The sequence below is a fragment of the Streptomyces sp. NPDC057428 genome (assembly GCF_042803195.1).
GTDB lineage: Bacteria > Actinomycetota > Actinomycetes > Streptomycetales > Streptomycetaceae > Streptomyces.
The window spans coordinates 15,518-40,189 of record NZ_JBHVCT010000053.1 but is presented as its reverse complement, the minus strand read 5'-3'; the positions used below and the strand labels follow the sequence as shown (position 1 = coordinate 40,189).

General features: G+C 69.7%; 12 protein-coding genes and 2 pseudogenes. 7 read left to right on the top strand and 7 right to left on the bottom strand.

What is annotated here, in order from left to right; all coding sequences use genetic code 11:
• Positions 1 to 202: 202 nt before the first annotated feature.
• Positions 203 to 1,063 carry an arylamine N-acetyltransferase gene (locus tag ACFU5K_RS20695; protein WP_384063649.1) on the bottom strand — a complete coding sequence of 287 codons (861 nt, stop codon included), beginning with the start codon at positions 1,061 to 1,063 and terminating at the stop codon, positions 203 to 205.
• A 425-nt stretch (positions 1,064 to 1,488) separates the two neighbouring features.
• Here ACFU5K_RS20695 and ACFU5K_RS20690 point away from each other — a divergent pair, with 425 nt between their 5' ends.
• Positions 1,489 to 2,418: a VOC family protein gene (locus ACFU5K_RS20690; protein WP_384063646.1), complete on the top strand. Its 930-nt coding sequence runs from the start codon at positions 1,489 to 1,491 to the stop codon at positions 2,416 to 2,418.
• A gap of 113 nt (positions 2,419 to 2,531) precedes the next feature.
• Here the strand turns inward: ACFU5K_RS20690 and ACFU5K_RS20685 are convergent, their stop codons facing one another.
• The 3 genes from ACFU5K_RS20685 to ACFU5K_RS20675 form a co-directional block, all read right to left on the bottom strand.
• On the bottom strand, positions 2,532 to 3,278 hold the full coding sequence (locus ACFU5K_RS20685) for a hypothetical protein (protein ID WP_384063643.1): 747 nt from the start codon (positions 3,276 to 3,278) through the stop codon (positions 2,532 to 2,534).
• 579 nt (positions 3,279 to 3,857) lie between these two features.
• On the bottom strand, positions 3,858 to 13,454 hold the full coding sequence (locus ACFU5K_RS20680) for a hypothetical protein (RefSeq protein ID WP_384063640.1): 9,597 nt from the start codon (positions 13,452 to 13,454) through the stop codon (positions 3,858 to 3,860).
• A gap of 347 nt (positions 13,455 to 13,801) precedes the next feature.
• The gene (locus ACFU5K_RS20675; protein ID WP_384063638.1) at positions 13,802 to 14,626 is read right to left on the bottom strand and encodes a DUF3152 domain-containing protein; all 825 of its coding nucleotides are present in this window, start codon (positions 14,624 to 14,626) and stop codon (positions 13,802 to 13,804) included.
• A gap of 364 nt (positions 14,627 to 14,990) precedes the next feature.
• Here ACFU5K_RS20675 and ACFU5K_RS20670 point away from each other — a divergent pair.
• The 4 genes and pseudogenes from ACFU5K_RS20670 to ACFU5K_RS20655 all read left to right on the top strand — a co-directional run.
• Positions 14,991 to 15,370, top strand: a pseudogene (locus ACFU5K_RS20670) (transposase); the annotation flags it as partial.
• 38 nt (positions 15,371 to 15,408) lie between these two features.
• On the top strand, positions 15,409 to 16,191 hold the full coding sequence (locus ACFU5K_RS20665; protein ID WP_384063635.1) for a glycerophosphodiester phosphodiesterase: 783 nt from the start codon (positions 15,409 to 15,411) through the stop codon (positions 16,189 to 16,191).
• Positions 16,188 to 16,505, top strand: a complete 318-nt coding sequence (locus tag ACFU5K_RS20660; protein ID WP_384063633.1) for a hypothetical protein — start codon at positions 16,188 to 16,190, stop codon at positions 16,503 to 16,505. The genes ACFU5K_RS20665 and ACFU5K_RS20660 overlap by 4 nt, the downstream gene beginning before the upstream one ends.
• Positions 16,506 to 16,933: 428 nt before the next feature.
• Complete coding sequence (locus tag ACFU5K_RS20655) at positions 16,934 to 17,794, top strand: septum formation family protein (protein WP_384063630.1); 861 nt, start codon at positions 16,934 to 16,936, stop codon at positions 17,792 to 17,794.
• Positions 17,795 to 18,565: 771 nt separating this feature from the next.
• On the opposite strand, the pseudogene ACFU5K_RS20650 reads toward ACFU5K_RS20655, so the two are convergent.
• A pseudogene (locus ACFU5K_RS20650) lies at positions 18,566 to 18,742 on the bottom strand (SAM-dependent methyltransferase); the annotation flags it as partial.
• Between the two features lie 228 nt (positions 18,743 to 18,970).
• Between ACFU5K_RS20650 and fabV the strand changes: the two are divergent.
• Both fabV and ACFU5K_RS20640 read left to right on the top strand, forming a co-directional pair.
• Positions 18,971 to 20,179 (top strand): enoyl-[acyl-carrier-protein] reductase FabV, encoded by a 1,209-nt coding sequence (fabV, locus tag ACFU5K_RS20645; RefSeq protein ID WP_384063627.1) that lies wholly within the window; start codon positions 18,971 to 18,973, stop codon positions 20,177 to 20,179.
• 455 nt (positions 20,180 to 20,634) lie between these two features.
• Entirely contained in the window at positions 20,635 to 21,015 is a 381-nt protein-coding gene (locus ACFU5K_RS20640; RefSeq protein ID WP_384063625.1) for a hypothetical protein, read from the top strand.
• 394 nt (positions 21,016 to 21,409) lie between these two features.
• Here ACFU5K_RS20640 and ACFU5K_RS20635 read toward each other — a convergent pair whose 3' ends face one another.
• Entirely contained in the window at positions 21,410 to 22,420 is a 1,011-nt protein-coding gene (locus ACFU5K_RS20635) for an LLM class flavin-dependent oxidoreductase (protein WP_384063622.1), read from the bottom strand.
• Positions 22,421 to 22,583: 163 nt separating this feature from the next.
• Positions 22,584 to 24,521, bottom strand: coding sequence for an N-acetylmuramoyl-L-alanine amidase (locus ACFU5K_RS20630; RefSeq protein ID WP_384063620.1), 1,938 nt, complete (start codon positions 24,519 to 24,521; stop codon positions 22,584 to 22,586).
• Positions 24,522 to 24,672: the final 151 nt, after the last annotated feature.

The window sequence follows — 24,672 nt, the reverse complement described above, 5'->3', positions numbered from 1 at the left end:
GCCGCGGCGGCGCCCGATTGCGGAGGAACGGCTGTTGCCGTGTACGCCAGGTCGTCGTCGCGGAATTCGGCCGGGGTGGAGCTCGGCAGACCTCTTTTATTGCTGCGCGAAGCAATAATATCGTTGAATGCTTCGCCGGGCAAGTAAAAGTCCGATGGGCGGTAGGCGGGCGGCACCCGCACTCCGCGGACGGCGGGCGGTTTCACGCCTCCTGGTGCTGCCGCGGGATCTTCAGCTCCGGGATGCGATCCAGGGTGATGCCGAAGTGGTCGCGGTACGCGGCGATGACGGAGTCGTCAGGCAGGTCCTGCGCCTGCTGCCGGCCCTCGGCGTCCGTGATCAGCAGCTTGCGTCCGCTCAGGGTGACCCGACCGGACTCCGTGGGCAGGGAGCAGATCAGGGACTGGGTGAAATGCGCTTGGGGGGAGGTGGAGTGCCACCAGCAGGCCGTCGCGAAGTCCGACAGTGCGCGTGGGCGTGCTTCGACGCGGTACTGCAACGCACCGTCCCGGTAGACGTCGAGGTCGCCGTCGGGGGTGTCCTCGATGCGGAAGACGCCGCCGGGGCCCTGCTGCTCACCCCGGTCGTCCAGGCGAAGCGGGAACTCGATCTGTCGCCCGAATCCCACGTCCACCAGCCAGGGCTCGGGGGCGTCCACGCGTAGTGCGAGGTGGTCGAAGGGCGGCCCGAAGTCGTCGCCCACGAACACACGTGCGGCCAGGAGGCTGACGCGATAGCCCAGGCCGGTCAGCAGCGCCGCGAAGGCGCCGTTCGATTCGTAACAGATTCCGCCCCGCCGTGCCCCGGATATCTTGTCCATCAGGGATCGCGGGTCCAGGCTGATCGGCTCACCCAGGTGAATGCTCAGGTTCTCGAACGGCACGGTATGCACGTGTCGGTACTGCAGTTCGCGCAGGTGCTCGACGTCCGGCAGTGCGGGACGCGCGGCGCCGATGCGCTCGAGGTAGGCGGCGACCCGGCGCTGGCCGATGTGCAGCTCACTTGCGGTGTCGGCGTCGGTCTTCTCCGGTCCAGGCCGTCCATCGACGGGTGAATCGGTCATGGCGCTTCTCCTTCTGGGGTTGTCAAGTGGTCGAGCGGTGACGGGGCTGTCACAGGTGGAACCGACATTAAATAGTTGACTCAACAAGCATCGTACTGTATTTTGCTCGTTGAATCCGCTGATCGTGGTGAGCGGGGCTGTCCCCGCCGACCATCCCTGGCGAGGGCCGCGCCGGTGTGTGAGTGGTTAGCGCGCCCATCGTCGGACGGGGCGTCCTTCACCTCTGCCGATGTCTCGCGCGGCCTACCGTCGGCGGGTCGAGTCCGCGACACCTCGCCGGTCGAGGCACTCCAGCCCCTCTGACGCCCCAGCGGCTCGTGTGCGTCCGGCGCGCCCGGTGCTGTCGGCTGACGAGCAGCGACAGCTTCGCGTGGCTGCGCGCTCGGCGTCTGCCGGCCCATTTCGTCTACTTCCGGAGAAAACCAGTGTCCTTGCACCGCCTCACCGACATCACCCTCGGAGTACCGAACGTCGAGGAAACCGTCGAGTACTACACGGCCTTCGGGCTCATCCCTGAGCCGTCGGACAACGAGACGGAACACTGGTTCGGCACCGTCGACGGCGGCCCGCGCCAACTGCGGATCGTGCAGGCACCGATACGGCGACTGCTGTCGCTCGGAGTCGGCGCCGATGACCGTGACGACCTCGGACGGATAGAGAGCTCGCTCCGACGGACCGATGCCGCCGTCACCGTCGAGGGTGATCAGCTGCGAACCACGGAGCCGGTCACGGGGCTCTCCGTCACGGTCTCAGTCGCGCCGCACATCGAACAGCAGGCCACTCCTGCGGGACCGTTCAACACGCCGGGCACCATCGGGCGCCCGAATGCCCGTGCGGCCTCCCTCCTGCGGTCGGGCCCGGTGCGCCCTCGCAAGCTCGGGCACATCTCCCTCGGGTCAACCGACGTCGCGACCACGCAGCGGTTCTTCACGGAGGGCATCGGCTTCAAGGTGAGCGACGAGGTCAGGGACTTCGGGGCCTTCCTGCGATGCTCCCCGGACCATCACAACCTCGCCGTCCAGGCGGCCCCGGTGCCTTTCATGCATCACAGTTCGTGGGAGGTGGACGACGTCGACGAGATCGGTCGCGGAGCCGAGTCCATGCTGGCGGACCATCCGGAGCGGCACACCTGGGGTCTGGGCCGGCACTGGGTGGGTGCGAACTACTTCTACTACTTCCGTGATCCGGCCGGAAACCTCAGCGAGTACTACTCCGACATGGACCAGATCACCGAGGACGAACTCTGGAATCCCGGCGTCTTCGACCTCCAGCACGGCAACTTCTGGGGCCCGCCGCTTCCGCCGTCGATGATCGAGCCCGAGGACCTCGCCGAACTGATGGCCGGGTTCCACTGAGCTCCGGCCGACCCGCATCCCTTCATCGCGCGCCGAGTCCCGGCGGGTCGTCGCAAGGGCGTGCGGGACGGGCGCGGCTGGAGCGTCCTCTCCGGGCAGGCGCTCCCTGAAGGTCAGTGAGGACGGTGTCCCGTCAGGTCTCGCCAGTTGTCCTTGGCGTCGTCGAGAGCCGCTCTCGCCTTCGGGAGTTCAGGGGAGGTGTCGCGGCGCAGGCGGGCCTTCTCGCGTTCCTCCTGCGCCGCCGTCACAGGACCGGTCGCAGTCCTGGCCCGCTGTAGTTCGGCCTCGAGCCTGCGGATGGCGCCACTGCGCTTGTCGCGACGCCGACCGGCCTTCACGGAAGCGTTGTGCAGCCGTGTCCTGAACTGGCGGACCGTGTCCTCGGGGAACTCCCCGGCGCTGTAACGCTCCACGACCTCGTGCCCGTCCGGCTCTGTCAGGTGCATGTGCCACGTCTTGGCCGGCCGGCCGGGCTCGAGCCGGACCTCCAGTCCGGCCAGCGGTACCTCGGTACGGCCGACGAGCACCGCCTCCTCGTGCAGGACGATCCGGCCCAACTGCTCCACGCGGCGTCCGGGCTTCGGTGTGCGCTGCTGCTGCAGAGCGGCCTCGATCCGGCCTATGCGCCGCCGGTACGCCCGCTCGGCACGCATCGCCTTGACCCATGCCTGCCACGATTCACGCAGGGCGGCATTCCTCAGGCCCCGTACGAGCCCGCGGGCGCCGGCCAAGCTCTTGCGGTCGCTCCGGTACTTCCGCTGGAACGCGTACGCGGGAGCGCCCGGGTACCGGATCAGTCGCCATACCGGCCACCCCATGCCGAAGGCCACCACGAGTGCGACCCACCAGATCCCAGCCATCCCTCCCCGCCTTTCGTCCAGCATGTGCATGCCCCGATGCCACCAAGATCAGCCGTGTTGCGACCTCTGATGCCCGTTCATGTCACGATGCGCCGGCGGACGGAGTCACGCGGCGAGTGCTCGGCAGGCGTCCGGGGAGGCGTGTTGCCGGTCCGCATGCGCTGCTCAGGTCCTCCTGCGCGCGGTCCGAGCGCAGCGGCAGCGGGGTGGAGGCGTCGGGTTCACGCCGTCCCCTCGGGCGAGGCGGCCGAAGTGAGACACCCGATGCGAGACGCTGGCAGCGTGGCAGACACGTGTGCTGTCCCGCCGAGGATGCCCCCGCCGGAGTCAGCGAGGAACGGCGAGGCCGACCCGCACGGACAGTCCGCGTCCGTCAGGTCTTCCCACAGCGGATCCGGCTCCATACGTGTCACCCAAGCCTGGTACCGTGCCGAACGCCGACGCGGAGCACACGTCGTGTGTGCGGGCTGGCAAAGCCCCGCGACGTACCGCCGGTGGCTGACACCGCGTTCCGCGCGACGGGGCCCTGGGAACGGTTCGTCAACCGTTCCCAGGGCCCCGGTGTCTTCTGCGGTTCCGTCACAAGACGTGTGTCACGTCACCGCCGAGGTTCAGCCCGCAGAAGCGGGCGCCGCCGTCGACTCCCGGAGCCGGATCGATCAATCTGGACCGGGGATCCAGGTCGATCGACACCACACTGCCCGGCGCGAAGCCCGGGATCTGGCTCGGCCGACCGGTACTGTGCTCCAGCCAGCGGACCGTATGCGCGATGTTGACCGCCCACAGCGGCTCGTCGGGCAGCACACCCAGCACGAGCGACCGGGAACCCGGACCTGCCGCCAGCAATCGCCGCTCCAGCTCTTCCGCCTGTTCCGCCACCGGCCCTTGCCACAGGCGTTTGGCCCGGTTCACGTCCTGGCTCTCGCTCTCGCCGAGCGGGTCGCCGGCCACGCCCTCCGTCGCGGCGGCCCCCTCGTCGGCGACCGTTGCCCTCAGCGCCGCGGCACGGCGCCGGTACTCACCAGCCGTGGTTTCGGCCTGTTCGATCAGTTGCTTGACGACCTGTCGGCGACCCTCGTTCCTCGTGGTGGCCACGTAGGTCCTGGCCCGGTCGATCAGCGTTTCGAGCGCCTCGGTGCGTCGCTCCGCTTCGTGGTCGCCCGTACTCCGGTAGTCGTTAAGCAACCGGTCGATATCCGCCACCCTGGAGAGGGACCGCAGTTCCGTCCCCGCCGCGCCGGTGCTCTCCAGGAAGGTGGCCGGGTCCAGGAGGTCGACCGCCTCGGGTACGGCGCGTGAGGCCTGGGCCGCGCCCTCAGAGGCGGGAGGAGCAGTGGCCGCCACTGCCGACGCGTTCTTGAACAGGACCGGTGTGACGGGCACTCCGACGTGCTCGCTGATGCGCCGGGCGGTGTTGGCCAGCCACCGCAGCCCGTCTTCAGGTGACAGGCTCGGCCGGATCTTGTTGCTCATGTAGCGGCCGGACTTGTCGGTGAGTTGCCAGCTCCGTGCCACGGGGTCGTAGGAGAGCTCCCCGCTGATCCGCGCCGGCCGGACGACGGTGGCGCCGTCGGTGCGGAATCCGGCGGCGACGGTGGGATGGCCCTGATTGTCGATCGCTGCTGCGAGCTGCTCCGGAGTGAGGTCCTTGTCGACGCGCCGCATGGCGGACCACAGCTCGTCGAGCTCGTCCTTCGTCATGATCGTCAGCACCTGGTCGCTTCCGATGCTGATCTCACCGTCCTCGTCGACGGCGTAGTGCCAGACGCCGTCGGTCCGCTCCAGCAGTGCGGGCTTGAACTCCTCCAAGCGGTACCACAGGGGATTGAGACGCACCTGAGCGGAGTCCTGGGCGTCGCGCTCACGGTCCTTGACCTTCTTCGGCCCTGCCAGGGGGCCGTACGCGCGATCCAGCTCCTGAGTTCCCGTACCCGCCACGAACGCGCCGTGGGCGATGGTCGGCCGTTCCGCGTCCTTGGCCAGGATCGGAACGCCCAGGGATGCGCTCAGTACCTCCGCCGCGTTGCGCACCCAGCGGGTGACGGTGGCCGGCTCCACTCCGGGGCGAACGGCGGGGCCCACGTATCGGCTGGACGCGTCGATGGTCCACCGGTCGGTCAGGGGGTCACGGAAGAGTTCACCGCCGACGCGAGCGGGACCGACGACCGTCGCCCCCGCCTCGTCGAAGCCGGCCGCCACGGTGGGCACTCCCTGGTCGTTGAGCAGGCCCCGCAGGTCCTGCGCCGTCAGGTCGGGCCGGGCGGTCCGCATCGCGGCGAGGAGCCGGTGCCGTTCCTCCTCCCCGGCGATGGACCAGACGTCCTCGCTCCCGAGGAAGAAGCGGCCGTCCTCGTCGATGGCGTACAACCACACCCCGCCGCGCTCCAGGAGCGCGGGTCGGAAGTCCTCCAGCGGATACCACAAGGGGTTCAACCGCACCTGTGGCGCCACCATGTCGTCCTGCTCGCCGCGTTTCACCGTCTTCGGCAGTACGGCGGGCCCGAACAAGGCGTCCAACGATTCCTCCGGCCCGGTCCGGTCGCCGCTGCGGCCGAGGGGCGGAGTGTGGGACCCCGGTGCCTCGCCGTGAACGGCGGGCTGCTCCGGACTCAGGGGGTTCAGCGGAGGCCCAGGGCGTTCGACCCTCGTGACGGGCTTCCCGGGCTCGGTCTCGGCGGCCTCCGTTCCACGGCGTTCCGGTCGCTTGCCCTCTCGGATCTCCCGCCGCCGGGCATCGGCCGGAGCCGACGGGTTGTCGGCGTGGCGCGCGCTCTCGCTCCCGTCCGGTGTGGCCTCCTGCACCTGGCGGGGGCGCTCGTGTGCGTCCGGCGTGGTCCCGTGGGCCGCAGGCTCGCGGGTTCCAGGGCGGCTGGTCTCCGGGCGCCCGTCCCATCGCCCGTACGTCTCGGAATCCGGCGGAGCGCTCAACCTGCTGTCCTGACGCGGAACGGCTGCCAGATACGAGCCCGCTCGTTGATACACGGTCACCTGGCCGCGTGTGCCGGAGGCATCGGGCCCTGCGCCTGAGTGGAACCGGTAGGAGCCGTCCTCCTGGACGACGGTCAGGTCGATGTCCAGAGTCCGCGCGGTCACGGAAGCGGCCAGGTCGGCCGTCTCCGTGTTCCACCGGCGCGCCGTACGCAGGTTCAGCCTGACGAGCCGGTGTCGCTGTTCCGGAGCGAGGCCGACACGAACGGCTTCGGGCAGCCGGCCACCGTTCGCGGTGATCTCGCGGTACAGGGAGTCGTCGTCCTGTATCAGGGGACCGAGCAGCCGCTTCACCTCCTCAGGGTGGAAGACGGCCAGCGGATCGAGTACGGCACCGGTGGGAACCTCCGCGCTCTGCGAGACCGTCGCCGCCAGGCTCTCGCCGGAACGGCCGGGCTTGCCGCTCCTGGCCTGTTCGACCGCGGCGTAGAAGCCGTTCCCGTCGCCCGGCGGCCGGTGCAGGTCGAGAACCCGGTTCCGGCCGTCGGGGTCCACCGCCGTCAGGGTGCGGTGATCGGTGGCCGCGTCGTAGTGCCGCAGGCGCCGAACGCCCCCGGCCTCCCGCTGCCACGGCGGCCGGGCATGCGCGGGCCGGACGCCGGTGATCTGCCGCGCTTGCTCCGCCTTCGATGCCTCAACCGTCGATACCCCAGCCTCTGATGCGTCAGCCTTCGAGCCCTCGGCCCTCGCCTCACCGCCCGAGGCCGTCGCCGCAGGCGCCTGCGTCCTCGCGGCGTCCGCCTTCCGCGCACCGGTCCGGCTCGTGGCGGTCGGCGGCTGTGGCGCCCTGAAGGTGACCGCAGAGGGCCGCGGTGTGTCCCCGAGCTGCCTGCGGCCCTCCTCCGTCGCCGCCAGCAGGTGCCAGCGAGTGAGCCGGTCAGCGCCCTCACGGACGTCGGCGTACTCGTCGGCGACTGCCTCGGCGTACGCGAGCCGGTCCTGCAGAGCGACACGGAAGGACTCCAACCGCTCCTGTGCCACTGCCTGTCCGGTACGGGCGGTGTCGAGTGCCTCCGCGGCCCGCTGCCCCTGGGCCAGCGCCGACCGGGCGTCCTCCAACTGCTGGGAGCGCACCTCCCCCCACCCGTCGTGCGCCGGTTCGACGAGGTCGCTCTCCCGCTCCAGTGCTTCGAGGGCGCGACGTGCGGCAGCGAGGTCGGGGACGTCCCGGGCCGCAAGCGCGGCCAAGGCGCCCTCGGCCGCGCGCAGTTCGGCCTCGAGCTTGTGACCCGTGCCTCGCCGCAGGTCCCAGTAGGCCGTGTCGGCAGCGGTCCACGTCTTGTCGGCCCGGCTCACCGCGTCCCACGCCCGGGCCACCTCCGGGGGGAAACGCACGTCGTCGATCAGACCGAGACCGCGCGCGACGTCCTCGCGCACCCAGGCGAGCACCGTGGCATCGGTCTCCAAGGCCTGGGGTCCTCGTGCGGGGTTGCCGAAGACACTGCGGAAGGCCCTGCCCGCCGAGCTGTCCTTCACGTGGTGACGGACGACCGCGAGGCTCAGCCAGGTCGTGGGGATGGCGAACAGGAACGCCCGGTCCTTCTCCGGCTTCACGTTGACCGAGGCGAGCCGTTCGCCGGACACACCCATCGCCACCGAGTCGCCCTCCTGGGCGCCTGACCCCGTACCCGACTGGGTCGTGCCGGTGCTCGCCGTGGACGTGGTCGGCCCCGCGGAGAGCACCTGCTCCGACACCCCCTGCTGGGAGGCGAAGGAACCGCCGCCGTGGACCTCCCGCTCGGGCGCCTCGAACTTCATCCCGTCCGCCACGGTGAGCAGGCGGGCCGCCGAGAGGTCAGGCCTGGAGTACAGGGTGAGACTGCCGTCGGCGCCGCCGAGGAAGCCCCGGTCGGTCAGACCCGCCACCGCGTAGCCGGCCGGGGTCAGCGTCTGCCCGTAGAAGGCGGTGAGCGCACCGTTGGACGTACCGTCCTCCAGACTCTGCGCCGCGCCGGTACCGGATCGCGTCAGGGGGGTGTCCTTGGCGCGCCTCAGCACGTCACCGTCGAGGGCGCCGCCCCTCGGTACGGACAGCGACGTGTCGTACGCCGCACCCAGCGCCACCGTGGTGGCCGTGTGGAGCCGGTCCAGGCCCACGATCCGCCGGACTGAGAACCCCTCGCCAGGCATCTCGAACGGCTTCACCTCGCCACCGGCAGGGTGCCCGACGTCGTGCCAGCCTCCTGATCCCAACGACTGCGGGACGTCGACCCGGCGCGGTCCCGCGCCCTCGGACGGTACCGCCGGCGCCAGAACGTCGTCGTGCGCCGCCGGCTCCGACGGATCCGGCCGCATCAGACTCATCGGGACATGTTCGATCAGGCGGCCGGCGTCCGCCTCGGCCGAGATCGTCAGCTGCCGGCGGCCGATCAGTTTCCGCCAGGATCGATCGGCCTGCTCGACGACAACGCGGCCTGCCCGGTCCCGCTGAGCGAGGGACGGATCCACCCGCTCGGTGTCGGTGACGTCCAGCGTCAGACGGATCGTGTAGCGGGTGGCGTACTCGCCGTGTGCTTGCGTGGTCGTCGCGGTCGAGATCCTGACCGTGCCCTCACTGCGGGACTGGGTGACCGACCGCAGCGCGGAACCCGACTGCGAGTACGTGGGGCCCGCGGTCCTGACCGTGCCGCTGCTGACGTGCGCGCCCTCGGAGACCGCTACCCCCAGTGAGGCCCCCGACGTCCTGCCGCGGTCCTCCTGCACGCTCTCCACCGCCTGGCGGTGCTCCTCCAGTTCCACACCGTGGCCCATGCCGCGGAACCCGCCCGCCCGCTCCTCGACCGGGATCAACTCGGCCCGCAGCCGCACCTGACGCTCCCCGATCCATACCTGAGCGGTCCGCGAGCCCCAACGGCCGATGCGAGCCGGCACCGAGGAACCCGCGCCGGTCATCTCCTTGCCGATCGCGCGCACCACACGGTCCGACACCAGCCGGCGGAGCTGATCCCGGTCCGCCGCCGACAGCCCGAACGGGCGCAGTTCCTCCTCGAACTGCCGCAACGCAGCTGACGTGTCCAGCGAGTTGACGGCCCACGTGCCGAACGGGTTGTCGCGCAGCCACGGCAGCGGCGACCACGAACGCCTCGTGTACAGCGGTACGTCGCCGAAGCCGTCCTTCAGAAGTCCGAGCCGGTAGGCACTCTTCTCCGGGACATGCCCCATCCAGCCCTGGTCGAGCTCGATCCGGCGGCCCGCCGCTCCGGCCAGGGAAGCCGGCACTCTCCGCGAACCGGTCGCCCGCTCACCGACCTTGCTGGAGACCGCCGCGACCTCGTGGGCCACGGAAGCGGTCACCACGACCTGGCGCCCCGTGTCCTTGCGGTTGATCTCAGCCACCGCCGACCGGGAGACCGTGACCGATCTGGACGTGTCCAGGCGGAATGGGCTGGCCACCAGGGTGTAGTTACCCGTGACACCGTCTCCGACGTGATGGGAGTTCAGATAACCGATCTGCCCGCCGAGGAACACCGTGGTGGTCCGGTTGGTGCGGCCGGCGGCCTGCGTGAGGCCGCCCAGCGTGGTCTCGGTCTCGATCCTCACCGCCTCGGTCACCGCTGCCATGTCGCCACCGAGGGTGGTCCGGTGCGCCAGCGCCGTCGTCCGGTCGAGGTACGGGGCCTGGGACCACAAGGACGTCGCCCGCCAGCCCGCCGGTGCGGAGCTCTGGTCGAAGTTCGCGGTGAGAGAGCGACCCTCGAAGATCCGGGCCACGGCGTCGTGGGCGGGGGCGCCCTTCAGCGTCACGAGCCACGACCCGCCGGAGGCATCCTTCACCGCCCGCTCCGCGGCGGCCGTGAGCATCTCGTGGGCGGTGACGGAGACCGTCTGGTGAGGGTGTTCCGACAGCCTGGAGGAGTCCCGCCCGGCCAGCCCCGCCAAGAACTCCGGAGTGGCCAGGACCAGGTCACGGGCGAGGGAGAAGGGGATGATCCGCGCCGGTTCAGGAGCCACCGCAGGGGCCAGGGCGACCCCCGGCGCGTGCTCCACGGGAAGGCTCAGCAGCACCCTCCCGACGCCCGGTGCCGCTGCTCGCTCCGGCCCGGCCTGCGGCGGTTCGATCAGTGTGGCCGGCTTGTCCGTGAACACGAACGGCTGGGTGCCCAGCACGTTCATGGACAGCAGACCGCGCATCCATCTGCGGGGCCGCCAGAAGCCGCCCGCCTCGGCCGTGAGGGCGATTTCGTAGCTGTGCAGGTGCGAGCCGCCGGTGCCGATCGACATGGCCTCGTGCGTGGCGCCGTGACCGTAGCCGCTTTCGGACTCCGTACGCCCGCCCAGCATGGCGCCCACGGACGCGGTGGCGCTGCTCCGGGGCCGGCCGATCTGGTCCGTGGCGGTGTCGCGTCCAGAGATCAGGCCTTCGACACCAGCCTGTACCCCGCGGGCCCCGCCCTGCCGGCCACCCAGGTTCTCGCTGCCCGGTGCGCTGTACCGCAGCCGCAGGTCCTCCTGTTTCCCCTCGTAACGCCGTCCGGTCAAGGACGCGTCCACCCACACGTACCGGTGCCCGCGCGACAGGGTGCCCGAGTCGACCAGACCGAACCGGAGCCCGGTGGTCGTCATCGTCTCCAGGCCGGAGGCCATGCCCTGGTGCGACAGCGTGTTGAGTACCTCCAGCGTGTTGGACACCGCGGTCTCGAAGTGACCGGCGTCGCGCCATCGCGGATTTGCGGGATTGAGCTCGTCCAGCGGCGCGACGAGGTCCGGGTAGACCGTGCCGATCCGCCTCAGAACGGCGTCGGCGAAGTGCTCGGCGAACGTGACCGGGCGGCCGTCCATCTCCCGCGTGAGGCTTCCGTCGGCGAAGGTGAACTCCTCCACACGGCTCATACCGAGCGTCGACGGCCCGTCGGTGGCGAGCCACGGCGGCGGCGCGGGTTCCGTCGTCCCTCGCGCGACCCCCGTGTCGAGTCCGGATAGGCGGCGTGCCTCGGTACGGGACAGCCGCTCCACCGCCCAGGTCTGGAACGTCTCGGTGCGCGGCGCCTCGCTCCACTTGCGGGGGGAGTTCTTCCGCAGCCTGCCCCGCTGTCCCGCTCCGGCCCCGCGCGGTTCGGGAAGGGCCGCCTTGGTGTCGGCCGGAGCGGTGACGGTAACCGTCTTCTGCACCAGGTACAGGCCGGTTGCAGCGCCCTTGGCCTGTGCGGCCGACTTGACGGCGCCGGAGCCGCCGAAGACGGAACTTCGGGCGCGGGAGGCGCCGTAGCGGAAGCTGATCCCGGCCAGCAGGCGCAGATCGAACGCCCCGTCCTCCAGACCGAACAGGTGGAACCCGGGTCCCGCGGACGCCCCGGCCTCGGCACCGAGGGTGTGCCGGATCAGCCTCTCGTTGCGCACGGTGGACTGTGCGATGTCCCGCAGCTCGGCCGCGGTGGTCTCGTTGATCAGGACCGCGTCACCGGACACGACACGCACGGAGAACACGCCTGCCGGATCTCCGCCGTCGTGACCGCGGGACAGCATCGGGGTATAGGCGGGGCCGTTGTTCAGCGCACGGCTCATGCGCTGGAAGCCCTCACTGGAGAAGAAGTCGTCGAGCTGGGTGGCGGCGATGGCACCCTCCTGTGCGCCGACCTGCCGCAGCGCCCAGTCCCGGATGTGCCCCACCGGCCCGTAGGCTTCGGTGTTCGCCATCCGGAAGCGGGAGTTGGGCCCCAGCATCAGCCGTTCGGGCAACGAGTCCTGGAGTGTCTTCGGCACCGTGAGGCTGTCCGCGAGCCGCACCATGAGCCCGTCGCGTACCGCGAAGCCGAAGGCCACCGGCTGACTGCTCCGGTCGCCGACGGTGACGGCCTTGCCGTCCGGCCCGATCGGACGGCCCGAGCGGTCCGTCACCGAGAACTCGTACCAGACGTCGTCCAGATGCGCGTGCGAGCTGTCGGTGGTGCGGGTCTCGGTCTGGTTCACCACCTGGTTCTGCAGGTTGTACCGTGCCTGCTTGCCGATGGCCATCTGCACGAACACCCGGCCCCAGGCGGTCGCGACGTGCTTGAGCGGGCCCAGCGGCGCCGTCGGCGCCAGCCTCAGCGAGGTGCTGTTGACCTCGATCTCGCCGCTGGTGGCCGTGAACCGCTGCATCGTGTCGATCTTGACCGGCTTCCCGGCGCCGAAGGTGAAGCGCTCCCACTGTCCGTAGGGTCGGGCGGTCACGTGCAGAGTCCGGGTCCTCCTGTCGACCGTGCGGTAGACGAACCGCCGGCCGTCGCCGAAGAACGACTGAGGCGCGGACCGGAGACCGGCGCCGACCTCGTCCAGCAGACCGAATCCGCTGTCGCCCGGTACGGGCCGGGTCACCGCCGCCCCGGACAGCGTGCGACCGAGTTCCTCGACGACGAGTTCGGTGCCGCGCAGTGTGCGAGCGCTCTGGCCGAAGCTGAAGGACCGCTGTACGACGTCCTGCGGGAGCCCGGGCAGACGGGAGCCGACACCACCGCTCATGTAGAGCGGCAGCCGTGCCGCGTCGGTGAACAGGACAGGCCCGGTGGTGACCGGCGCAGCCGGCAGATCACGGTCCAAGCGGGGCGGCCGGCGCGTGTCCAGATCCTCCCCGATCCGGACCTGCCGAGGTGCGGTGACGTGGGGGAGTGGTGTCTGCACGGTGGCGGGAGCCTGACGCACAGGTGCCGCTGTCGACCCCGATCCCGCCTCCGCGGCCCGCTGCCCGGTCTCCGGTGATGCCCCCGCCCGTATGCCGGACGTCGCACCGGTCCTGAACGCGTCGCGCAGCTGAATCGACAGCTTCCGAGCCGGATGGTCGGAGCTCACCGGATCGAGCCCTGAATCGTCGGAGCGGATACGGTCGGCGACCAGGTGGACGATGTCCTCGTACAGGCGGGTGTACCGGTGTGCGGGCGCGTTCGTCCGCTCCGTCTCCCTGATGACGGGAGGTGCTCGATGGGCCTCGGCCGTGATGTCGGCCGCTCGCCTCAGCAGGTCGTGCAGTTCCTGGCGGTCGAGATCGCTCAGGTTCTCCCGCGCCCGCGCGAACTCGTCGTGCCAGTGCTCCCAGATCTCCTGACGTACCTCCGGATACGCGGCCGTGACCGTAGTCCGCCCGGCATCCGGCAGCTGCTCGAAGTACGCCGTCAGCGCGGCCAGCCGTTGCCGCGGATCGGAGAGCCGCTTCACCTCGTGCGCGAGCTGCCGCGGTACCCGGAAACACACCAAGCCGTCGGGGAGATCAGTCATCCCCATCACATCCCCATCACGTTGCACAGGGTCCGAGAATCGCCTGGCACACACCAGGCGTCGGACTACAGCGACGATCCTGCACCACCGTCGTCAGGCAGAGCCGTGGACTCGGAAGTGTTCATCGGGAATTCGGCTGGAGAGCGGCGAGTGTTGGGCTGATGCGTACGACCCCTGGCACCGTGTGTGACCTCCGGTGTCCAAGGATCTCGAAACATATGCCGGGCCGGGTGGGACTTCGGACCGGGTGTGTCCGGGGTCATGTCATGCACGTACGTCGTCCGGGTGCCCGTCGCACGTGCGGAACACGGGGTGCTGCCGGCCGGCCGCATCGATCGTGGCCGCGCTCACGGCACCTTCGGGCCGCCGAGGTACGTCCCGTGTGCGTCGTACGGCCACGCGTTGGGCCGGCAGCCGTGCAGACCGTCGATCTGCTGCATCATGGCCGGTGCCGCCTTGCCGGGCCCGGGGCACCCCTCGTGGCCGTGCCCGATGCGGTGTCCGACCTCGTGGTTGATGATCAACGCGCGGTAGTCGGCCAGCGGTCCATGGAAATTGGGGGACCCTGAGTTCCAGCGCTTCAGATTGACGATGACCCGGGAGCCGACGTCGCAGTTCACCTCTCCCTGAGTACGCAGCCCCGCGGCTCCGCAGATCCTGTCCACCGTCTCGGGCGAGGCGATGACGACCACGAAGTCCCGGGCCCCTGCGGAGACGAGTTCGAAGCCGGTGTGGCCATCCGCGGTCCAGGACCTGTGGTCGGCCAGCGTCCCGTACACCTCGCGGGCCACCTCGTCGGCCGATACCCCGATGCCGTCCTCCACCCGGACCTTGAAACGTCGGATGGTGCCGGTGCCGATCGGCGGGGCGGAGATCCTCGCCGTCACGAACCCGTCCGTGTCCTCCGGGGCGGCAGGTGAAGGCGCCGTGGATGTGGGCGGGGGAGTCCCGGGCTCCTGTCTGTGGGCCACGGCAGCGACACTTCCGGACGGGCTGCCGTGTGAGCGCAGCAGGTGCGGGGCGGTGCCCGCCGCGATCGCTGCGAGCAGCAGGACGAGCAGGAGGCGCGTCACCGGTTTCCGGCGGCTTCGTCCGGGCCGTGGCCGGGAACCGGCCGCCCCGGATTTTTCGCGCGTTCGCGCGTTCGAAGGTGAAGCAGGGTTACGTGCCATGTCCGGCGCCAGTCCATATTGCAGGTTCTTGAGGCAAATGCCTTCCTGTTCTGACACGAGACTGATGGCTGAAATTGTTCACTTGATTGTTCGAGTCGAGGCGGGGCCGATCCCGTGTGGGGTGGCGCACGGCTTCTCCGTGCGCCACCCCGAAGCCGAGGGACGGGACGGTCGTCACACGACGTGCCTCAGATCCGCACCCAGAGTCAGTTCGCAGAAGCTGGTCGCCGCGGCACCCGCTTCCCCGAGCCGGGCGTCCGGGCGGATCAGCGGCCCTGCGGATCGAGGTCGATCGACATTGAGGTGACCCCGGTGGTGTGGACACTCTGACAATGGATCTTTCGATCCGAGGAAGGGTGTCCTGGTGGGACGTAAGTCTCCGTATCCGGCGGAGTTCAGGAACGACGCGGTCGCGCTCTATCGTGCGGCGGGTGGGAAGCGCACATACGCGGCGGTCGCGGCAGATGTCGGGGTGACCGGCGAGACGCTGCGGAGCTGGGTGCGCCAGGCCGACGAGTACCCGGGCCGCGCTCATAGCCATGGTGAGCAGAGCGCGGAGAGCGGGGATGAGGAACTGGCCCGGTTGCGCGCGGAGAACGGCCGGCTGCGCAAGGCGGAGAAGGAATGGGAGCTCGAGCGCGAGATCCTGCGCCGGGCAGCGGCGTATTTCGCCGAGGAGATGAAGTGAAGACCCGCCGCTGGGACTTCGTCTCCACCCACGCAGAGACCTTTGGCGTCCAGCGGAGAGAGCACGTACACTCACACTCGCAGCATGAACCCCCGTGTCCACACTCCGGGGGACACCTCACAAGGACGGTGTTCCCTACATCCTCCACGACACCAACGTCGACCGCACGACCGACGGAACCGGCGCGATCCGCTCGCTGACCTCCACTCAGCTCGACGCCCTCGACGCCGGTTCCTGGTTCGCACCCCACTACGGGGGAGCCCGCGTCCCGACGCTGGCTGCCCAACTGGACGATCTGCGCACCCGCGGCGGCGACCTCCTGCTGGAGATCAAGGGCACGCACACCAAGCCCGAGGTGGCCACCATCGTCGAGACCATACGCGCCCACGGCATGACGGGACGCGTCTTCGTGCAGAGCTTCCAGGTCGATGCCCTGCGCTACACCCACGAACTCGCCCCCGACCTGCCCCTCGGCCTGCTGCGCAGCACTCTGGACGCCGATCCGGTCGCCCTGGCCGAGGAACTGCACCTGGCCGCGTACAACCCGGAGGACGGCGCGCTCAGCAAGAAGCCGTCCGTCGTCGCCGACCTGCACAAGGCCGGTGTGGCCGTCATGGTGTGGACCGTGGACGACGCCGACCGCTGGCAGGCCCTCGAGAGCGCGGGCGTCGACGGCGTCATCACCAACCGGCCGACCGAGCTGAACGGTTGGAACAGCGCCTACCGTCAGGAACGGTCGGCGCCCCCGGCCGAGCCGAAGGTCGCGATCACCTCACCCGCCGCCTCCGCGGTACTGGACCGCGCGCAGTCCCCCTGCCGGCCGTGCAGAGTGACCATGCGGACTCGGTGGCCCTCAGCCTCGACGGCCGGCCCGTGACGGCCGGCACCCCGCTGGACCTGACCACCTTGGCTGCCGGACGCCACACGCTGCGCGCCGTGGCGTCCGGAGCGGGAGGTACTGCCGAGGACACCTGGGCCTTCACGCTCGACGCCACCCCGACGGGCCTGGCGCACCTCATCCTCACGTCCGGCGCCAAGGACGCCTCCGTCAGCTCGATGACGGCCATGCTCGGTCTGAAGCAGTACGCACTCCTCGGCACCTGGGCGAAGGTGCAGTCCGGCAGGTCGTTGAACCCCGCCCGTGCGGCGCTCATCGCCGAAGACGCCCGCGCCCTCGCCTCCACGCCCTGACTCCTGCGGTGGTGGAACGCGGCGACAAGCCTGATAGTCGCGGGTCGGATGCCGGCTGTCGGCGAACGGACGCCTGCGGCACCGATGGACCCGCCCCGACTCAGACCAGGAGGCCGTACGAATTCCGGGCTGGGGAGTGGCTGCTGACGCGAGGGGCCACCGGGGCTCCGAACCGGAAGGGGCTCTGACCGTTTCTGAAACCGGGCCGGGGTCAGGGTGCTCTCGGGCGATCGGGCCTTGGCCCCAGGCTCAGCTCTCCGGAGTTCAAGGGCACTCCGAAGGGCGGCATTTGGGGCGGCTCGATCTACCCCAAGGTGTACACGGGCCCCCGAAGCCGTTCGACGCCCCTGCCGGTGAAGGGTGGTCGCAGAAGTGCCATACGATGCGCACACCTATACGTAAATTTTCCGTTTGAGGATGCACACGTCATGTCTTTGGGTGTCACGTCCCGTTCCCTGCGCGGTATATCCGTCGTCGTCGCACTTCTCGCCATCGGCACATCGGGCTGCTCCGATGGCGCTGACGAGGACGGCGCGAACAAGCACGCGGTCTCCTCCCTCGCCACCGGTGACTGTTACAACCTGGACGGCAAGTCCACCGGTTCCGAGGAACCCGCGGTCCAGGCCGTGCCGTGCGCGGAGCCCCACCTGGGGCAGATCGTGGACGAGTTCACGATCGACGACGAGAAGTCCTTCCCTGGGGATGACGCGGTCGCGGTGATCGCCGACGGACGGTGTCCGGGCGCGGCACAGAAGTTCGCTCCGGACCCCTGGGCGCTGCCCCAGGGGGTCGACGTCTTCTACTATCCCCCCTCGAAGACGACCTGGGCGGCAGGCGACCGCGCCGTGAGCTGTGCCTACACCAGCGCATCGGGCACGTTCTCGGGCTCGCTGAAGAGCGATCCTCTGGACGCCGACCAGCTCGCATACCTCAAGGGTTCGGCCGCCGTCTACGAGGCCCTGTGGGCCCACCAGCCCGAGGGGGACAAGGCCGCGGACGATCTGCCCGGATACAAGGTGCAGGCCAGGGCCGTGGCAGCGGCGCTCGACACTCACGTCCAGACGTTGCGGGGCATCGAGCAGCCGGAGACGGGCAAGTTGCGTGCACTGTTGGAGGAGGCCGCCGCCGAGTGGAAGACGGCGGCGTCGGCCGGCGACGCCGACACTTTCCAGACCGCCTACGACGCGGCGTTCGCCGGTATCGACCCCAGCAAGTCGATCGCCGCTCGCAAGGAACTGAAGCTCGCCACGACCGTTCCGGCCGTCGAGGCCGAGGGATGGGCCGGCTGACCTTCACCCGCCACGAAGCCGATGCCCGGGTCCCGCACCGTGGCATCGGCCGGCGCCCGCGGTTACCGGTCCCCTCGTTCAGATTCGCCACACCGCAGTGCACGACGCTGCTTGCCCGGCAGAGTGGCGGCCAACTCGCCCACGGGAGGGACATCGTGGCACCTGCGGCGTCATGACCGCCCCGGCACCACCACACCGGTGGACCGGTCGCGTCAGTGCTGCCCTCGTCCCAGCCGTGAGTGGTCCCCGCGGGGCGGCGATGCATTTTCGATCCGGTGTTCCCGGCAGACCGGCCAGACCTGCCTCAGCAACTCCACGACGGTCGTCCGGGCCGCATCCGCGACGACGGTCAGCACCAACGTCGTGTCCTGCGGGCCGCCGGGTCGCCCTTCTCCAGGCCAGACGCATTCACCACATTGCCGTGCCAACGGCCGTCCGGCAGCGCCACGTAGACCTGCCCCCTGCCGCGGTCGCCCGGAGACGCAGGCCATTGAGGCGGTTCGGCCATCAGGGTCCGCGTCCTGACTCGGCAGGATTGCGATCAGGTCGCGATTGGCCACCGCGAGTGCGTCCTTCAACTTCGGCAACCGGCCGGGCTCGGCCCGTGCTTCGAGATTTTCGAAGTCGACGGCCCACCGCTTGGTCACCGACCCGGAGGGCAACCGGATCGAGCTCCGGTAACCTGCCTTACCTCCTTGCAAGCGACGGTGTGCCGCCAAGTCACCCGGCAGCCCCACCCCCGGGGGTTGCCATGGACGATCAGGGGACGAGTCATCGCATGGACAGCGGTCTCCTGATGCCAGCCGTTCGGTCGCGGTGCCAGACGAGCGTGTAGCGCCGGAACAGGCGTCGTCGGAGGCGCGCTCCGGGCAGCGCACGGCGGGCGTCGCGAACGATGTCGGAGAAGGTCATGGTCGCCGGTCGAGTCTGCGCGGTCATCGAGGCCGGCAGCGATCACTTCCGGCCGCTGCTCCAGGGGCCAACCGCAGCTGCCACGCCTGCAAGGCATCTGACGGGAGATCCGGGGATCAGACCATGGCGGATCCCTCCAAGCCCAGCAGCCCATCGTTGTGCCGGTCAAGATCACGTGTTCGTCCGCACGGTCGCAGACTCGCAGGAGGGGCCACCGAGGCGGCCGCTGCGACTTGTCCGTGACGACATCTGGGGCACCACACCGTGAGCGAACGCGTCATCGCGCCCAAGAACCGAGGCTTCCTGTTCCTCGACTCCCATCCCGGCGGTTGCCGACAACTGGTGGACGAGATGTGGCAGGCCGTCCCAGAACCGGTCACCGCCGGGGGCGAGGGGCCGGTGGCCCTGATCATCGGTTCGTCCGCGGGGTACGGCCTGGCCGCTACGATCGCGGGCCTGGCCCGTGCCGGGATCCGTGGCATCGGCGTGTGCTTCGAGAAGGCACCCGCGCGGCGCACCGGTACAGCCGGCTGGTATCGCACCGCGGCTACCGCCCGGCTCGCCCAGCAGCACGGGCGGGACATGGTGTTCGTCAACGGCGATGCGTTCAGCGACACGGTGAAGGAGGAGGTCGCCGGTCTCCTTGCCGAGCGATTCGGGGGACGACTCGACTTCCTGATCTACTCGGTGGCGGCCCCTCGCCGCACCGATCCGGACACCGGCAACGTGCATGCCTCGGTTCTCAAGCCGATCGGCTCGTCGTGCACCACCAGGACCCTTGTCTTCGACGAGTACGGTGCCCCGGAGGTGAAGGAGGTCACCACCGCCCCGGCCGAGGGCGACGACATCGAGCAGACGGTGGCGGTGATGGGCGGCACCGACTGGGAACGGTGGATCACGTTCCTGGCCGACCGGTCCCTGCTCGCCGACGGCTTCGCGACCGCCGCCCTGTCCTACATCGGTTCGCCGCTCACTGCGGCCATCTACCGGCAGGGCACCATCGGCGCCGCAAAGTCCCATCTGGAGTCCACCGCACGCACGTTGGACGAGCGTCTCAGCAGGACGCTGGGCGGCCGCGCCGTGACCTCGGTCAACGCCGCTGCCGTTACGCAGTCCTCTACCGCCATCCCCGGCATCGCCCTGTACGTCGGGCTGCTGAGAGGCGTCCTCGGCGACGCCATGGTCGCTCCGATCGGTCAACTCGTCGAGCTGTGGGACCAGCTGACCGGCGCCCGCCCCCTCGTCCTCGACGACGAAGGCCGGATCCGCCTCGACACCTGGGAACTCGACCCCGCGGTTCAGAACGCCGTCGCGGAACGCTGGAGCGCTGCCACCAGCGACACCATCACCGGGCTCGCCGACCTCGACTGGTTCAGTGACGAAGTCCGCCGCCTCTACGGGTTCTCCGTCCCGGGCGTGGACTACACCGCCGCCGTCACCACCGAGGTCCCCTGGCCGACGCCGACCATCTGACCCGCGCCATGGCGAGGGTGGGCTCGCCACGGCCCGGTGGGCCGATCGGAACGCGTGAGGTGTCGCCGGGGTGGTCGTCGGAGCGGCACACCCCGGCCGCACGAGGTATCCGCCATCACGGGCGTGGGGCTGGGGCTGACGTCGCCCGACGGCCCGGCACGGCTCCGACGAGGGGTCCGGTCGCGGGCGTTGCGGCTTCGGCACTTGCGTCAGTTCGTCGCGGGGGCTTCGAGGCTCCCGCAGTTCGGCTCCGTCAGCGTAGAACGCATCAGAACGGTACTGATACGGCCATATCCAGGAGTGTGACGGACGTCAATCACCCTTTCGCTTGCGGGAGTTGCCGTACCGGCGTAAAACTTGCGTAGTCAAGTAAGTGATCGTTCCGCTATCGCGACGAGCCTGAACCCATGGTCGGCGGCGTGCAGGTGCGGGACCCCGTACAGAGGGAAACTCGAATGGACATTCGCAAGAACCTCCGCTGCAACAGGGGCGTTGTCGCCGTAGCCCTCGCAGGAGCGGCATTTCTGGCAGGCGGAACAGTGGCCCAGCCGGCAGCAGCGGCCGAGCTTCCCTGGGGGCAGGCCAACTTCTACTCAGGCGCGGATCTGACCGGGACGGTGTATCCGATTCCGGCCGCTAGTTCCGACGCCGAGTGCATCAACCTCCCGGAGCCGATGAAGTCCATCGCGAACCTCAAGTACGCCTACGTCGACGTCTTCTCGGGTGAAGACTGCACCCACGGATACGCTCGGATCACCGGCCTGCACGCGGGCACCCTCGCCGTGCCGGCCATGAGCTACAAGGTTCTCGTGGCGTATCCGCCGGTCCACTACTGAACGCCGGGTGGCGGCCATGTGCTCCCTCGGAGGTCGGTGAGGGGGACGCCGTCGAGGGCCAGGTGCGCGCCCGTGAGGCAGCGCGGGAGTCCGGTCACGGTTCGGCGGACCATGAGGTCCCCGCGCGGGACGTGTCGTTCCGGGAGGGAACGGAGTGATCGCCTGATCAACGGTACCCACGTGTGCACCCGGCGGCGGGCGACGAATTACGCGCGAGAGGAAGGACGGTTCGGCTGCCGGGGCGAAGCGTCAGGCCTCACGTTTCGTGCGGCGGCACCTTGGCGTCCTGCGCCTGAGCGGATCCGTGCTCGCTGACGTTGTTGGTGCCGCCGTTACGGAATGCTGGGCGGCGGCGGGGGAGCGGCGCGCGTTACCGACGCCGCCCCTCCGTCGCTCAGGCGGCGACCAGGTCGCTGACTTCCGCCAGCAGTTCGGCAGACCGCAGCCACGCTGTCCGGTCGACCGGCAGCGAGGTGGTGATCAGTTCGTCCGCCTGGACAGCCGCGGTGAAGCGGTCGAGGTAGTCGCGGACCTCAGCCGGGGTTCCGACGGCGGTGTAGTTCACTTCCTGCTCGACCTGCCCGAGGACCTGCTTGCCGACGGGTGTGTCCAGGACTGTCGCCGCCGCGTCCGCGGGGACATCCACCCCGGCGCGGCCGAGCAGCTGGATCACCCTGCGACGCTTGGCGGCCAGGAAGTGGTCCTGGGCCTCCCGCTCGGTGTCCGCCGCGACGACGTTCACGCCGGCCATGAGATACGGCGCGTCCAGTTGTGCGGACGGGCGGAAATCGCGTCGGTACAGGTCGGCCGCGTCCAGCAGCGCACCCGGCGCGAAGTGGGAGGCAAAGGCGAAAGGAAGCCCGAGCGCCGCCGCCAGGCCCGCCCCGAAGAGGGACGAACCGAGGATGTACAGGGGAACGCCGGAGCCCTTGCCCGGCGTCGCCTCGACACCGGGGACCACGGTCTCGCCGCTCAGATACCCGCGCAGCTCGACCACGTCCTCGGGGAAGGTGTCACCGGAACGGGGATCGCGGCGCAGGGCACGCATGGTCTGCATGTCGCCGCCCGGGGCGCGTCCCAGCCCCAGATCGATGCGCCCGGGATGGAGTGTTTCGAGCGTTCCGAAGTGTTCCGCCACGGACAGGGGTGCATGGTTAGGGAGCATGACACCGCCTGCCCCCAGGCGGATGGTCCGTGTCTGCGATGCGATGTGGGCTATCAGCACGGCGGGAGCGGCGGAGCCGACGATGGACATGTTGTGATGTTCCGCATACCAGATGCGCCGGAACCCCCACGCCTCGGCGTGCTGTGCCAGGTCCACGCTGGCACGGAAACTGTCGGCCGCCGTCTCACCTGCGTTGATGTACGCCAGGTCCAGGATGGAAAGCGGAACGGACGCGGTCATGGCAAACCTCTCAGTGGGGGAGGGCGCGGCGGAGTCTGTGTACCGGCCCATGGCCGAGAACCGCGAGTGCGCCCGTTCTGTTCCCACCGCGTCCCGCACGGCCCGGAAACACGGGCGAGGGCCCGGCCTCAGGCCGGGACCCTCGCCCATGGGGGTGGGATGATCAGTTCCCGAGGTCCTCCCAGTGCCGGGTCACGGGTGTCGCCTTGACACCGTTCTCGTAGACCAGCGCGACGCGGTGGTTGTACTGGATGGTGTACATCTTCTTGCCGCCGAAGACGACCGTTCCGCTGCTCTTGAAATAGTCGTCCGTGAGCGCCGGAGGCTGAGTGGCGACGTATGCCTGACCAGCCGGAACGCTGTACATGCTGAGCGCGGACTGAGTCGACGGGCTCAGGCCGGCCGGGTACTCCGCAGCGTCCGGGTAGCTCTGGCCGTACACGGCCACCGCGGCGGATCCCACGGGACTGATCGTCTTCACGCCGTAGGTGATCTTGGCGTTCTTGCCATCAGGGTTGTGGAACCACACCTTCGCGCCACTGAACCAGATGGCCGTCCACTCACCCTGGACGTCGGCCACGACGAACTGCTGACCGGACTGTGCGGTGCTTCCCCAGTCGTTGATGCGGTTCGTGCCATCACCGCTCTGCCCGTGGATCGACTGGTCGCCGAAGAGCGGGGCGGCGGCGTCCGGAGCCTTGCGCAGATAGACGAAGTTCGACGCCTGCTGCTTGTCCGTGCAGGTCGTCGAGGACGAGTCGCTCGGGTCGTCCCCGGGGCAGACACGGACGCTCTGTACGTTGTCGGTGAAACCCGGGTCGATGGTGACGACCGAGCCCACGGTGGGAACCTTGTGCAGCCCGCTGTACCCGTGGCCGAGCAGATCCATGAAGTGGTCCCAGTCCCAGCCGTTGCCCGGGTCCCAGTGCATGCCTGCCACGTACTTGTCGGCCGGACCAGGCACGTTGTCATGGCCGATGACGTGCTGACGGTCCAGCGGTATGTCGAAGCGCGCCGCCAGATACTTCACGAGCGTGGCCGTGGCCTCGTACTGCGCCTCCGTGTACCAGGTGGCGCCCTGCGCGGCGAACCCCTCGTGCTCGATGCCGATGGAGTGCATGTTCGTCGAGTAGTTGCCGGCGTGGAAGGCGATGTTCGTCGTGGGCACCATCTGGGTCACCGCGCCGTCGGACGACCGCATGACGTAGTGGGTGGCCGCGGGATTGGTCGGAGACGCAAGGCCGTTGACCCCGGCGTCGTAGGTGCCCTCCAGGTCGTGGATGACGATGGTGTCGATCCGGATGCCGTTCGCGGGCCGGTTGGACACCTGCACGCCCGCCGGGGATCCCGGTACGAACGTGCACTGGACGGCCGGCGGGCACTCGATGTCCGCAGCGGCCGACGTCTTCAGATGCAGACGGTCCACCTGGGCCTTGGAGGGGGCGACCGAGGGGGAGGCGGCGAGCCGTACGCGCTGCCCGTCCTGCGTCACGCCGGAGGCGCCGCGGCGAACAGTGCCGAAGACACGGTCGGCGAAGGCCACCGCGCCCCGACGCTCCGTCGACTGGCTGTAGCGGGCTACGGCGCCGTACCACTCGTCGGCGTTCGTCGGCGTGCTGCCCGCCACGGTCTTCTGGTACGAGGCAAGCAGCGCCGCGCCACCACGGATGTTCGCGGTGGGGTCCTTGCGCAGGGTGTCCGGCGACAGCCCGATCAGTTTCGCGGCGGCCTGCAGCGTGTGCAGGGCAGGCTTCTCGGCCATCGACGCGAGGTCCTCACGTCCGGCGCCGCCCGCTCCTCCCGCGGCCATCATGGCCGGGGTGACATCGGTGAGGTGCATGGGCCCGAAGCCCCCGCCGGTGCTGTGCTGCTCCCCGTGGGCGTCCCACGCCGACTCCTGGTAGGCGAGGCCGAGCAGGACGCTGACGGGAACGTGGAACTCCTCGGCGGCCGAGGCGAAGTCCGCTTGCCGAGAGGTGGCGGCGGAGTCGGTCCTGGTGTCGGCGAGCGCAGTGAACTGCACCGTGGCCAGGCCGCCGGCGGCCAGCGCCCCCGCCGCGATCATGACGGGGAGCCGCAGCCCTTTTCTCCTCTTGTGCAAAGTGCTGGTCCTTACGGGATGTGGGGTTGAATTGCCATCGGGTGAACCGCTACCAGGTGCTCTACAGGGCGGCGGATGTGACGAGCCGACGGGATCAGGCTCGGTTGTCCGGCCGACATCGACCGGACTCCACGAGCCCGGCACGTCCCCG